The sequence below is a fragment of the Arthrobacter sp. ov118 genome (assembly GCF_900116495.1).
Classification (GTDB): domain Bacteria; phylum Actinomycetota; class Actinomycetes; order Actinomycetales; family Micrococcaceae; genus Arthrobacter.
In genome coordinates, this window is record NZ_FPAY01000010.1 from 39,112 (window position 1) to 52,685 (window position 13,574).

Sequence of the window (13,574 nt, forward strand, 5' to 3'; positions counted from 1 at the left end):
AGGCTACAGAATCGGCAGGCTGCCGGTGCTGGGATGTTCATGGCCGGGCAGGGGCCGCGCGAACGGGACCTTGGTCCCCAGGACCTGGGCGACGATGTCGTGCGTGATCTGCTGGGCGGTCAGCCCGACGCGTTCAAGCACCTCGCTGCGGGTACCGTGATCGAGGAACTCGACCGGGAGGCCGACCTCGTTAAGGGCCGTGTCCACCCCCGCCGCGCGCGCCTCCTGGCGGATCCGCGAACCGACGCCGCCGGCCCGCACACCGTCCTCAATGCAGATGACCAGTCGGTGGCAGGCTGCGAGGTCGACAATGGATTTGCGGACCGGGAGAACCCAGCGGGGATCCACCACCGTGGAGCTGATCCCTTGCGCGCCGAGCCGGTTCGAGACGTCCAAAGCGAGTTCGGACATGGCGCCCACGCTCACGATGAGGACGTCGTTCTCCGTGGAGCCTGCGGGGCGGCGGGCCAGCACGTCCACGCCGTCCGCCAGGCGTTCGATCGCCTCAACTTCCGCCCCGACGCTGCCCTTGGAGTAGCGGATCACGCTGGGGGCATCTTCGATCGCCACGGCCTCACGCAGTTCCTCCCGCAATCGGGTGGCGTCGCGGGGCGCCGCGAGATGCAGGCCGGGGACTATCTGGACCATGGCCATGTCCCACATGCCGTGGTGGCTGGCGCCGTCGGGCCCGGTGACGCCGGCCCGGTCCAGGACGATCGTGACGCCGGCTTTGTGCAGGGCCACGTCCATGAGCAACTGGTCGAAGGCCCGGTTCAGGAACGTGGCGTAGACGGCGACCACCGGGTGCAGTCCCCCGAACGCCATGCCGGCAGCCGAGGTGAGGGCGTGTTGCTCGGCGATGCCGACGTCGAACACGCGTTCGGGGTGCCGGGCAGCGAATTTGTGCAGCCCCACGGGGATCAGCATGGCCCCGGTGATGCCGACGATGTCCTTGCGTTCGTCGGCGATGTCGGCGATCTCATCGGCGAAGACGGCGGTCCAGGATTTGGCGCCGCCGGCCTCGGTGGGGGCGCCGGTCTCCGGATCGATGATCCCGACCGCATGGAACTGGTCCGCTTCGTGAGCGCGGGCGGGAGCGTAGCCGTGCCCCTTTTCCGTCATGGCATGCACGATCACGGGGCCGGCGTAGTTCTTAGCCGTGGCGAGGGCGTTTTCCATGGCCTGGAGGTTGTGCCCGTCCACAGGACCGATGTACTTCATGCCGAGGTCCTCGAACATCCCCTGCGGCGCCCACCAGTCCTTGAGGCCCTTCTTCATGGCGTGCAAGCTCTTGTAGGTGAACTGGCCGGCGGGGCCGCCGTTCTGCAGCCTGCGCTTCCACCACTCCAGGGTGCCTTCATAAGAAGGGGCGGCTCGGAGTGAATCGATGGTGGGGCGCAGGGACGCGAGGTAGTCTGCAAACCCGCCGACGGTCCGCGCGTAGGAGCGGCCGTTGTCATTGACCACGATGACGACGCGGCGCTTCTTGTCCGCGGCGATGTTGTTGATGGCTTCCCAAGCCATGCCGCCGGTCAGGGCGCCGTCGCCTACCACCGCGACGACGAACCGGTCACCGTCGCCGGTCAGCTGCCGGGCCCGGGAGATCCCGTCGGCCCAGGAAAGCGACGAGGACGCATGCGAGCTTTCGACGATGTCGTGCTCGGACTCGCCGCGGTCCGGGTAGCCGGACAGGCCGCCTTGCTGGCGGAGGGTGCTGAAATCCTGGCGTCCGGTGAGGAGTTTGTGCACGTAGGACTGGTGTCCGGTGTCGAAGACGATGCTGTCGCGGGGGGAATCGAAGATCCGGTGCACCGCGATCGTGAGTTCGACGACGCCGAGGTTCGGGCCCAGGTGCCCTCCCGTCTGGGAGACGTTGCCGATCAGGAAGTCCCTGATCTCGGCTGCCAGCTGATCCAGCTGCGGCCCGGACAACTTGCTCAGGTCCTGCGGATTCCGGATAGTGTCCAAGATTCCCAACGGCCCCTCCTTCGGGTGGTAGACATGCCTTTTAACTCTAACGCCTCCCAACAGGACGCCGCGCCGGTCCCCTGCACCGGTCACCTGCACAGGTCCCCTGCACCCGTCACCTGCACCGGGGAACGCGAAGGCCCCGGCCGGTCAACGTAGTGACCGGCCGGGGCCTTCGCTGCGTGCAGTCCCTCCCGTTTGGGAGAGGTCCTCCGCTGCTTCGCGGAGAGATCCTCCGCTAGTTCGCGGAGATCTGGCGCAGCACGTACTGCAGGATGCCGCCGTTGCGGTAGTAGTCCGCCTCGCCCGGAGTATCGATGCGCAGGACCGCATCGAAGGACGTGACAGAACCGTCTCCAGCCGTTGCCGTGACCTTGAGGGTCTTAGGCGTAGTGCCCTCGTTCAGGGCGGTGACGCCCTCGACCGCGAAGGTCTCCGTGCCGGTCAGGCCCAGGCTGGCGGCGTTCTGGCCGGCCGGGTACTGCAGCGGCAGGACGCCCATGCCGATCAGGTTGGAGCGGTGGATACGCTCGTAGCTTTCGGCCACGACGGCCTTGACGCCCAGGAGTGCGGTGCCCTTGGCTGCCCAGTCACGGGACGAACCGGAACCGTACTCCTTGCCGGCCAGGACCACGAGCGGGGTGCCGGCGGCCTGGTAGTTCTGCGCGGCGTCGTAGACGTAGGCCTGCGGGCCGTCTGCCTGGGTGAAGTCGCGGGTGAAGCCGCCCTCCACGCCGTCCAGGAGCTGGTTCTTGATCCGGATGTTCGCGAACGTGCCGCGGATCATGACTTCGTGGTTGCCGCGGCGTGAGCCGTAGGAGTTGAAGTCCTTGCGCTCCACACCGTTGGCCAGCAGGTACTGTCCGGCCGGGGTATCCGACTTGAACGAGCCTGCCGGGGAGATGTGGTCCGTGGTGACGGAGTCGCCGAGCTTGAGCAGCACGCGCGCGCCGGTGATGTCCTGGACCGGCTCCGGCTGGGCCTTCATGCCCTCGAAGTACGGGGGCTTCCGGACGTACGTGGACTTCGAATCCCAGGCGAAGGTGTCGCCGGCCGGGGTGTCGAGTGCCTTCCAGCGCTCGTCGCCGTCAAAGACGCCCTCGTAGCCGCGCGCGAACATTTCCTTGTCGATGGAGGAATCGATGACCTGCTGGACCTCGACCGGGTTCGGCCAGATGTCCTTCAGGAACACGTCGTTGCCAGCCTCGTCTTTGCCCAGGGCGTCCGACTCGAAGTCGAAGTCCATGGTTCCGGCCAGGGCGTAGGCGATGACCAGCGGCGGGGAGGCGAGGTAGTTCATCTTCACGTCCGGGTTGATCCGGCCTTCGAAGTTGCGGTTACCGGACAGCACGGCCGTGACCGAAAGGTCGTTGGCCGAGATGGCCTCGGAGATTTCAGCATCCAGCGGGCCGGAGTTGCCGATGCACGTGGCGCAGCCGTAGCCGACGATGTAGAAGCCAAGCTTCTCCAGGTACGGCGTCAGGCCCGACTTCTCGTAGTAGTCGGTGACGACCTTGGAGCCCGGGGCGACGGAGGTCTTGACCCACGGCTTGGACGTCAGGCCCTTGTCCACGGCGTTGCGGGCCAGCAGCGCGGCGGCCAGCATCACCGAGGGGTTGGACGTGTTGGTGCAGGACGTGATCGAGGCGATGGCCACGGCACCGTGGTCAAGTTCGAACTCGCGGCCGTCTTCCGTGGTCACCTTGACGGCGTTGGAAATGCGGCCGGCGGCACCGTGCGCTGCCGAATAGATCGGCGGCTCGCGGTCCGTGTCCGTCACGTGGGTGTCGGACTGGGTGAACGAGGGCGGGTCCGAGGCCGGGAAGCTCTCCTCAAGGGATTCGTCCAGCGTGCCGGCGTCGGCGTCGTGCTTGACGTAGTTGAGCAGGTCGTGGCGGAACTCGTCCTTGGCCTCGGTGAGCACGATGCGGTCCTGGGGACGCTTCGGGCCGGAGATCGAGGGAACCACGGTGGACAGGTCCAACTCGAGGTACTCGGAGAACTTGATCTCGTGGGACGGATCGTGCCAGAGGCCCTGTTCCTTGGCGTAGGCCTCCACCAGTGCGACGTTTTCCTCGGACCGGCCGGTGAGGCGCAGGTACTCGAGGGTGACGTCGTCGATCGGGAACATCGCGGCTGTGGAGCCGAACTCCGGGCTCATGTTGCCGATGGTGGCGCGGTTGGCCAGCGGCACGGCAGCGACGCCTTCGCCGTAGAACTCGACGAACTTACCCACCACGCCGTGCTTGCGCAGCTGTTCGGTGATGGTCAGTACGACGTCGGTGGCGGTGGCGCCGGCCGGGATGGACCCGGTCAGCTTGAAGCCCACGACGCGCGGGATCAGCATGGAGACGGGCTGGCCAAGCATGGCAGCCTCCGCCTCGATGCCGCCGACGCCCCACCCCAGCACGCCCAGGCCGTTGACCATGGTGGTGTGCGAGTCGGTGCCGACGCAGGTGTCCGGGTAGGCCCGGAGGACGCCGTCAACTTCGCGGGTCATGACGGTGCGGGCCAGGTACTCGATGTTGACCTGGTGCACAATGCCGGTGCCCGGCGGGACCACCTTGAAGTCGTCGAAGGCGGTCTGGCCCCAGCGCAGGAACTGGTAACGCTCGCCGTTGCGCTGGTACTCGATCTCCATGTTGCGCTCCAGTGCGCCGGAGTTGCCGAAGGCATCAATCTGGACCGAGTGGTCAATGACCATTTCAGCCGGGGCCAGCGGGTTGACCCGCTTGGGGTCGCCGCCGAGCTCCTTGACGGCCTCACGCATGGTGGCGAGGTCAACGACGCAGGGCACGCCGGTGAAGTCCTGCATGATCACGCGCGCCGGCGTGAACTGAATTTCAGTGTCGGGCTGGGCGCTGGGGTCCCAGCCTGCCAGGGCACGGACGTGGTCGGCCGTGATGTTGGCACCGTCCTCGGTCCTCAACAGGTTTTCAAGCAATACCTTGAGGCTGAACGGAAGGTTTTCTGCACCTTCGACGGAGTTCAACCGGAAAATTTCGTATTCGGTTCCGGCTACATTAAGTTTGCCTTTTGAACCGAAGCTGTCCACAATGCTCATCGCAGGACTCCTCTCGCAACAGTTTCATCTTTGTCGCGCCACTGGACCCTTGCTAGTTAGGTCTGCCTAACTACGCGAGCAGCAGTACAAAGCGGTACAGCATTGCTTGTACGCAGCACAGGGAACAGCCGTGAATTGGAGCGCGACGACGGACTACTACGCCCATCCTAATGGCATCAGGGTTGGGGAGTCAGTAACGCCACAGTCTCCATGTGATGGGTGTGCGGGTAAAGATCGAAGGCCCGCAGGCCCGCCATGTCCCAGCCGCCCTGCCGGAAGTATCCGAGGTCACGGGCGAACGAGGCCGGATCGCAGGACACATAGGCGACGGCCCGGGGACCGGCGTCGATCAGCTGCTTGACCACCGCCTTACCGGCACCGGCACGCGGCGGGTCCAGGATGAGGGCGTCGAAGTTGCGTGGTTTCTGCCGCAGCACCCGCTCCACGCGGCCCTGGACAATCTCCACCTGGGTGGCGTTGTGCAGGTTCTTGCGCGCATCACGGCTGGTTCCGGGCGCTCCCTCAACCGACAGCACGGACCCCGATACGCCCACGGCATCGGCCATTGGTGCTGTGAACAGGCCGGCACCGGCGTAGAGATCGGCCACCACGGAACCCGGGGCGAGGTAGCCGCCGTCGTGCAGGAAGCCGGTGACAGCCCCGACGAGCGTCTCGGGTGCGTCCCGGTGGATCTGCCAGAAGCCGTCGCCGGTAACCCGGTACTCGTGGCCTGCCGCGGACTCCTGGACATAGGTGCGGCCGCGGAGCTGCAAAACCTCGCCCGTGGCCGGGTCCAGGCTGGCCACCGAGACGTCGTCGGGCAGCTGGGCCAGGATGCCGCTGAGCCGCTTGGACCGGGTTCCCGGGGCGGGGACCAGCAGTACCAGCGGCCGGCTTCCGTTCGCCGGGGCGGCGACCTCCACGCGGTCGACGCCCTGCAGGTCGATCTCCCAGAGCCGAAGCGCATTAATGCCGTCCGCCGCCAGGGGCATCTCCCGTACGGGGAGGACCGAATCGGAGCGGTGGGCGTGCATGCCCAGCTTTCCGGCCGGCGTCACGGCGAAGCCGGCGCGCGTCCGCCAGCCGAGACCGGGAACGGTACCGGCTCCAGCCGGCTCCCGCACGGCTTCCACCTCAGGCACAAGTTCGATGCCGGCCAGCCGCTTGAGTTGCTCGGCCAGGACGTCAGCCTTGAGGCTGCGCTGTCGCTCCAGCGAGATGTGGCCGAGTTCGGCGCCGCCGACGGGCGGATGCCGGTGGGACCAGGAGCGCGCGGAATCGGCGACGTCCCAGAAGTGCGGGACACGGTCCGGTGAGGGCTCCAGAACTTCCACCACATCGGCGCGCCAGAACTTGGCATCCGCGCCGGCTTCCGTAAGGCGGACCCTGACTTTTTCGCCGGGGATGCCGTGCCGGACGAACACAACGCGGCCCTCATGCCGGGCCACGCAGTGCCCGCCGTGGGCGACGGGCCCGACGTCGACGATGAGATCGGTGGGGGCGTCTGTCCGGGTGTCGGTCATTGGATATCCTGCAGTTTCTTGGCTTCTTCGGACGATTTGAGCTGCCATGGCACGCTGGCCACCATGACGCCGGACTCGAAGTGCAGCCGGGTCTTAATGCGCAGCGCGGTCTGGTTGTGAACCAGCTGCTCCCACCACTTGCCCACGACGTACTCCGGGATGTAGACCACGATCAGGTCGCGCGGCGAATCGCGGCGCATGTTCTTGATGTACTCCATGATCGGGGACACGGTTTCACGGAACGGGCTGGCGAGGACCGTCAGGGGCACCGGGATTTCCAGTTTCTCCCAGTCCGCCACAGTCGCCTCGGTTTCCTCCGGGCTGATGTCCACGGTGATGGCGTCCAGCCGCGACGGGCGGGAGGCCCGGGCGTAAGCGAGGGCACGCAACACAGGCTTGCGCACGTGGGAGACGAGCAGCACAGCGTGCACGCGGGTGGGCAGGGCACGTGGTGAGGAGTCCTCGTCCACGGCCAGTTCCGTGGCCACGTTGTCATAGTGCGCCCGGATGCTCCACATGATCAGGAACAGCACGAACATGGCCAGCAGCGCGATCCAGGCGCCCTGCGAGAACTTGGTGATGAGGACGATCACGAGAACCAAGGCGGTCATGCAGAAGCCCACGGTGTTGATGGTCCGGGACTTGATGATGCGCCGCCGCACGGCAGGTTCCTTGGACAGTTTCAGTTCGCGGCCCCAGTGCCGGATCATGCCCAGCTGGCTCATGGTGAACGAGATGAAGACGCCCACGATGTAGAGCTGGATGAGCTTTGTGACGTCCGCGTTGAAGGCGATGATCAGTACGAGGGCGCCGGCCGCCAGGGCCAGGACGCCGTTGCTGAAGGCCAGCCGGTCGCCACGGGTGCGCAGCTGGCGGGGCAGGTAGCCGTCCTGGGCCAGGATGGAGCCGAGCACCGGGAAGCCGTTGAACGCCGTGTTGGAGGCGAACACCAGGATGACGCCGGTGGCGGCCACCACGATATAGAACGGGATGGAGCCCTCGCCGAAGACGGTCTGTGCGATCTGGCTGATGGCCGGGTTCTGGATGTAACCCTCCTCCAACGGCTTGCCGTTGAGGAGGAACTCCGTCGCCGGATCCAGCACGATGTGCACCTTGGTGGCGTTGGCCAAGTAGATGATGCCGGCGAGCATGGCGGAGGCAATCACGCCGAGCAGCAGCAGCGTGGTGGCCGCGTTCTTGCTCTTGGGTTTCTGGAAGTTCGGCACGCCGTTGCTGATGGCCTCGACGCCGGTCAGGGCAGCGGCGCCGGAGGAGAAGGCGCGCAGCAGCAGGAATGCGCCGGCCAGTCCGACGAGTCCCTGATCGAACTCGGGCTCCGGCACGATTGTGAAGGCCGCCGAGGGCGCCTGCCCCAGCTGGCCGGTAACGGCTTGGAAGATGCCAACGGCGGTCATGCCAAGGATCGAGGCCATGAAGATGTATGTCGGGACGGCGAAGACGCTGCCGGCTTCCCGGATGCCCCGCAGGTTCACAAGCGCCAGGATGACGACGCCGATCGTGGCAATCGCCGCCTGCTGCCCGTGCAGCGAGGGCACGGCGGTGGTCAGGTAGGTCGCGGCCGAGGACATGGATACGGCCACGGTCAGCACGTAGTCCACTAACAGCGCGGAGGCTACGGTGAGACCCGCGTACTTGCCCAGGTTCACGTTGGCGATCTCGTAGTCGCCGCCGCCGGAAGGGTAGGCGTGGACGTTCTGGCGGTAGGAGGCCACGACGGTCAGGAGCACCACCATGACGGCCAGTCCCACCCACGGGGCGATTGCCACCGCACTCACGCCGGCCAGGGCCAGGGTGAGAAGGATTTCGTCCGGCGCATACGCCACGGAGGACAGGGCGTCCGAGGCGAAGATGGGGAGCGCGATCCGCTTCGGCAAGAGCGTGTGGGCCAGACGGTCGTTCCGGAAGGGCTTGCCTACCAGCACCCGCTTCACGGCATTGAAAATTGTCAGCACTACACAAAGCTAGTCTGATTCGGACGCGATGTCATGACGGCGAATAAGGCACGCGCGACGGCGCCGCCCGGCGGCTTGCGGCCGTGGCCTTAGTGCACGCCGTGGCCGGTAGAGTTCTACGCAGTATCAGACGTAGAACCAAGAGGAGGCCCATGTGGCGCACTTCGTGATCATGGGTTGTGGCCGTGTCGGGTCAACCCTGGCGCACACGCTTGAGGAGGCCGGCCATTCAGTGGCCATCATCGACCAGGACGACCGTGCCTTCCGGCGGCTCCGGGCAGGCTTCTCCGGGCGGAAAGTCACGGGAGTGGGCTTTGACCGCGAGACGTTGAAGCGGGCCGGCGTCGAGGAAGCGTACGCCTTCGCGGCGGTCTCCAGCGGCGACAACTCAAACATCCTCGCCACCCGGGTGGCGCGGGAGACCTTCCATGTTCCCCACGTCGTGGCCAGGATCTACGACCCGGGCCGCGCGGAAATCTACCAGCGCCTGGGCATCCCCACGGTCGCCGCGGTCCGTTGGAGCGCTGACCAGGTGTTGCGCCGCATCTTGCCCGAACAGCACATCGCCGGCGATTTCCGGGAGCCCTCGGGCCGGCTGGTCCTTGCCGAAATAGACCTCAACCCGGACTGGATCGGGCATCCGATCACGTCGATCGAGAAGGCAGCCGGCATCCGTGTCGCCTATCTGACCCGGTTCGGCGAGGGCGTTCTGCCCACCGCCGGAACGTCCTACCAGGACGGCGACACCGTCCACGCCATGCTGAACGTGGACCGGAGCTCCGAGATCGGCCATGTTCTCGCCAAGTCCCCCGCCAAGGAGTCTTAAGTGAAAGTCGTCATCGTCGGTGCCGGAAGCGTCGGTTCCTCGATCGCCCGTGAGCTTCTCGCCCACAAGCACGAAATCCTGCTGATCGACGAAAAGCCGGAGGTCATCGGCCGCAGCGGCCTGCGCGGCGCCCACTGGTTGGTCGGTGACGCCTGCGAGCTGAGCACGCTACAGGACGCCAAACTCGAGGACGCCGACGTCGTGGTCTCCGCCACCGGTGACGACAAGGTCAACCTGGTGGTCTCACTGCTGGCCAAGACGGAATTCGGCGTCGGCCGGACCGTCGGCCGCGTCAACAACCCCAAGAACGACTGGATGTTTGACGACTCCTGGGGCGTCGACGTCGCGGTCAACACCCCGCAGCTCATGACCGCCCTGGTGGAGGAAGCAGTGGAGATTGGCGACCTTGTCCGTCTGCTGACCCTGCAGACCGGCGTCTCCTCGCTGGTGGAGTTCACGGTCCCGCACGATTCCCACGTGATCGGCCTGACCGTGGGCGACATCCAGTGGCCCGAGGACGCGACCCTGGTGGCGATCCTGCGGGATCAGGCGCCCATCACGCCGAGCCGCGATGACGTGATCGACGGCGGCGACGAACTGTTCTTCGTGACCACGATCGCGGCCGAGGACGAACTCCGCGCGCTGCTCTCCCCCGAGTCCCCGCTCGAGGACCAGCACCCGGTGACCTCCGACCAGCACACCCACGGCGCCCCGCCGGCCGGAGACGACGGCTTCGACGGCTAACGGCCTTAACCTGCCAGATGCCCTATCAGTTATGGTCCTTCCCAAGCGCTGGTGAGGACCATAACTGGTAGCGCATCCGGTCAGTTGGGCTGTTCGGCTCCGGCAGCCTGCTTGACGGGCCGGGTCAGCAGCCAGGCAATCCAGACGCCAAGGATGTAGAGCGGGGCGCCCATGAGGAGCCGCGTGGTGGCGAGGGCGGCGAGGCCCTGCTCCCCCATGAAGTAGAGCGGCACCTGCACCACGAGCCGCAGGACCAGCACGGCAACAATTACCCAGGTGCCAATGGCGTAGGCCTTGACCCGTTTCGGGTCCTTGCGCCAGTCCAGGCCTTCGTTGCGGATGAAACCGAAGAGCAGGCCGGCGATCGGCCAGCGGACTGCCACCGAAATGGCCATCGCCACGATGTAGCCGATGTTGGTGAAGAATCCCAGAACGTAGAAGTTCTCGGCTTTACCCGTCGAGGTGGCCAGCCAGGCGGAGAGCCCGACGCCGATGAAGCCCGCCAACGCCTGCGTCAGCGGCTTGCGCTGAACCAGCCGCACGACTGTAAAGACGGCGGCCACCGACACTGAGGCGATGACGGCCATGGACAGGTTCTCCCTGTCGATGGTGAAGGCAATCAGGAAGACGAGCCCCGGCAGGATGCTCTCGGCGATGCCCTGGATGCCGCCGGCAGTCTTGAGCACATCAATGTTGCCATTGCTGGACCGGTGCAGGCCAGCCTTGGCCGCATAGTCCTCGGCAAATTGGGCGACAGTGGGCTGAGCAGCGCCCTGCCGGGGCATGTCCTGTTCCGCGGCGCCGGACACCCCGGGCTCCTGCCCGCCGGCGGTCCTGTTTTCCCGCTGGGCGTCCTGCTGGGCCCGCTCGGGGTGTTCGGGCAAGCTCATTGCTCCTCCTGGCGGGAGAGTATTTCATAGCGGGGATTGAACATTGTGGGTAGCCCGTCGCGCATGGTGACCATGCCCTCGAGCCGGAGTTCGGTACCAGCGTCAACGCCGGGGATCCGGCGCCGCCCCAGCCATACGACGCGTAGCCGTTCCTTGGGACCGGCTGGCCGCTGGCGCTGCGCTCCGGGATTCACGCGGGGTGCGGGCACGGTGTTGGCGGGCAGGGTGCCGGCCGCTCCGGCGCCCGGACCGCCTTTGGCCCCGAACACCAGGCCGCGGGAGGCCGGTGCGGGCGCCTCGTGATCGATCACGAGGGCGATGAAGGATGCCACCTGGTTGGCCGGCACGTAGGTCACGGATTCGATGAAGCCGTGGCACAGAGCCCGTCCGCGGTCGGGCAGTTCCCGGACCGCGACGGCGGCCTTCTGGCCGGGGGCATCAGCCAATCTGGGTTATCTCCGGTCCGCGTTCGGGCTGCTCGAATTCGGGCGCGGCCTGCGGGGCAGCGGGCGCGGTGTCCTTGGGAAGGCGGAGCTGCAGCAAGTCGCGGGGCGGCATGGGGTTGTCGCCGCGGACGACGACGATCTTCCGGAAGAGCCCTTCCAGTCCTGCGGCGGCGTCGCGGTCCAGTGCCGCCTCGCCGCCGAAGACGCCGCGCAGGAACCAGCGGGGTCCGTCGACGCCGATGAAGCGGGCCACGCGGTAGCCCTGGCTGCCGTCGGCTCCGCCTGCGGGAAGCTTGGCCACGAGTTCGGGACCGAAACTCCCCTCGATTTCCTCGATCTGGCCACCCTGGCTGCCGACCGACTGGCCGATCTGCTCCCGGATTTCATCCCACAGGCCCTCTGAACGGGGGGCGGCAAAAGCCTGGAGCTGCAGGCTCGAACCCTCCAGGTCCAGCGTGACGGCCACGACCCGCTGGGTGGCCTCTTCAACTTCAAGGCGCAGCTGGAGTCCCTCGCTGGGGGCGATCAGGAGCGCACCGAGGTCAACGTAACCGTCCTGGTCTTCGATTTCCGAAACGTCAAAGGGACCGGTCACGGCCCGGCCGACGGTTTTGGCGCCTCCCCCGGCCGGCCCGGCACCTTCAACAACAGCTTCCTCGGCCCCAAGTTCAAGGGCCCCAGCTTCCTGGGCAGCCCCCTGCTCCGTCAGCTGTTCCTGCTTGGCTTTCCTGCCGCGCCCAAAAACCATGGGGGGTTCTCCTTCAGTTGTGATCCTGTGCCGCCGCTCAGCGCCGTCCCGCTTGGCCGCCCGCTACCCGCCAGCCGCCTGCTCAATTTTCCGCCTGCTCAATTATCGCTGCACCGCATATCCCGCGGGTGCTGGATATCTCGCTGCAGCGGCAGGTGTGGCCCTGCAAAATCCCGGACAACCCGCTATGACCCGTGCTCAGGCCGGCCGGCCGAAACCGCCGGTGGATCCGAACCCGCCTCCGCCGCGGACCGAGCCGTCCAGTTCCTCAACGCGGAGGAACGTCGCGTACTCCACGCGCTGAATGACCATCTGTGCAATTCTATCGCCGCGCCGGAGTTCGATCGGCTCGAACTGGTCAGTATTGAGCAGCGTCACCGCGATTTCTCCGCGGTAGCCGGCATCCACCGTGCCCGGGGCGTTCACCACGGTCAGCCCGTGCTTTGTGGCGAGGCCGGACCGCGGGTGGATCAACGCAACGAAGCCGTCCGGGAGCGCAATCGACACCCCTGTCGGTACCAAGCGGCGCTCCCCCGGTGCGAGGACGACGTCTTCGCGGGCGCGGAGGTCGGCGCCCGCGTCGCCCGGGTGCGCGTACGACGGCGGCTCGAGCCCGTCGTCGAGCATCTTCAGCTGTACCGTCAGGGTGGGCGTTCCGTACTCTTTGCCGTCGGCCGTGAGTGCGGCACTGGCGACGGCGGTGTTTTCTTCAGTCACAGTTTCTCACTCTAACGCCAGCAACGAGCATCGGCCTAGCCGCCCGACCGCCCGGGCAGTGCACCCTGCCCGGGGCACCCTGCCGGGCCACACCACCCGCGGGGTGGGAGTGGGCAGGAGCTGAGATGAAATAGCCTGCGAAAGGTGAAAAGCTGTGTTTATGCCCGAATCCAGCGCAGCTGCGCCTGCCCCCAATAGCGCCCCTAGCGACTCCACTGTCCTTTACGCTGAGAAGCTCTGGCCGAACTTCTGGATCTGGCTCGTGTCGGCGTTGCTCTCCAGCGCAGGAATCCTCATGCTGGCACCCATCAGCATCTGGGTCGGCATCACGGCGGCGATCGTGCTCTTCGTCATCATCGCCGTTCTGCTGCTGCTGTCCACCCCGTCAATCATTGTCACGAAGGCGACCCTGAAGGTGGGGCGGGCCACTATCGAACGCGGTTTCCTGGGCAAGGCAACGGCCTACCGGGGCAAGGACGCGACGGCGGAACGGGGACCACGGCTTAACGGGCTCGCATTCCTGTGCATCCGCGGCTGGGTGGACCCGGTGGTCCGGATCGAGATCGAGGACCCGTCGGACCGCACCCCGTACTGGCTGACGTCCACCCGGCACCCGGATCGGCTGCTCGCCGCACTCAGCTCCTAGTTCCGCGTCCCGTTCCCCTTGACCCGTTC

11 protein-coding genes are annotated in these 13,574 nt (G+C 66.5%); 3 read left to right on the plus strand and 8 right to left on the minus strand.

Translation table 11 applies throughout. From position 1 onward, the window contains the following. Positions 1-3 precede the first annotated feature (3 nt). From dxs to BM372_RS16610, 4 genes are all read right to left on the minus strand, one after another. Positions 4-1,977, minus strand: coding sequence for a 1-deoxy-D-xylulose-5-phosphate synthase (gene dxs / locus BM372_RS16595; protein WP_090956554.1), 1,974 nt, complete (start codon positions 1,975-1,977; stop codon positions 4-6). Positions 1,978-2,206: 229 nt separating this feature from the next. Continuing rightward, positions 2,207-5,032, minus strand: coding sequence for an aconitate hydratase (locus BM372_RS16600; protein WP_090956555.1), 2,826 nt, complete (start codon positions 5,030-5,032; stop codon positions 2,207-2,209). Between the two features lie 176 nt (positions 5,033-5,208). After that, positions 5,209-6,555: a class I SAM-dependent RNA methyltransferase gene (locus BM372_RS16605; RefSeq protein WP_090956556.1), complete on the minus strand. Its 1,347-nt coding sequence runs from the start codon at positions 6,553-6,555 to the stop codon at positions 5,209-5,211. Continuing rightward, a complete protein-coding gene (locus BM372_RS16610) occupies positions 6,552-8,528 on the minus strand; it encodes an APC family permease (protein ID WP_090956557.1) in 1,977 nt (658 codons plus the stop codon). Before BM372_RS16610 ends, BM372_RS16605 begins: the two co-directional genes overlap by 4 nt. Before the next feature lie 154 nt (positions 8,529-8,682). Between BM372_RS16610 and BM372_RS16615 the strand changes: the two genes are divergently transcribed. Together BM372_RS16615 and BM372_RS16620 are read left to right on the plus strand one after the other, a co-directional pair. Beyond that, complete coding sequence (locus BM372_RS16615; protein ID WP_090956558.1) at positions 8,683-9,354, plus strand: potassium channel family protein; 672 nt, start codon at positions 8,683-8,685, stop codon at positions 9,352-9,354. Continuing rightward, positions 9,355-10,098, plus strand: a complete 744-nt coding sequence (locus BM372_RS16620) for a potassium channel family protein (protein WP_090956559.1) — start codon at positions 9,355-9,357, stop codon at positions 10,096-10,098. Between the two features lie 80 nt (positions 10,099-10,178). Here the strand turns inward: BM372_RS16620 and BM372_RS16625 are convergent, their stop codons facing one another. From BM372_RS16625 to dut, 4 genes are all read right to left on the minus strand, one after another. Then, positions 10,179-10,988, minus strand: a complete 810-nt coding sequence (locus BM372_RS16625) for a DUF3159 domain-containing protein (RefSeq protein WP_090956560.1) — start codon at positions 10,986-10,988, stop codon at positions 10,179-10,181. Continuing rightward, positions 10,985-11,434: a hypothetical protein gene (locus BM372_RS16630; RefSeq protein WP_090956561.1), complete on the minus strand. Its 450-nt coding sequence runs from the start codon at positions 11,432-11,434 to the stop codon at positions 10,985-10,987. Before BM372_RS16630 ends, BM372_RS16625 begins: the two co-directional genes overlap by 4 nt. Next, entirely contained in the window at positions 11,427-12,182 is a 756-nt protein-coding gene (locus BM372_RS16635; protein WP_090956562.1) for a DUF3710 domain-containing protein, read from the minus strand. Before BM372_RS16635 ends, BM372_RS16630 begins: the two co-directional genes overlap by 8 nt. 198 nt (positions 12,183-12,380) lie before the next feature. Further along, positions 12,381-12,899, minus strand: a complete 519-nt coding sequence (gene dut, locus BM372_RS16640; RefSeq protein ID WP_090956563.1) for a dUTP diphosphatase — start codon at positions 12,897-12,899, stop codon at positions 12,381-12,383. 160 nt (positions 12,900-13,059) lie between these two features. Between dut and BM372_RS16645 the strand changes: the two genes are divergently transcribed. Further along, positions 13,060-13,545, plus strand: a complete 486-nt coding sequence (locus BM372_RS16645; RefSeq protein WP_090956564.1) for a DUF3093 domain-containing protein — start codon at positions 13,060-13,062, stop codon at positions 13,543-13,545. Positions 13,546-13,574 lie beyond the last annotated feature (29 nt).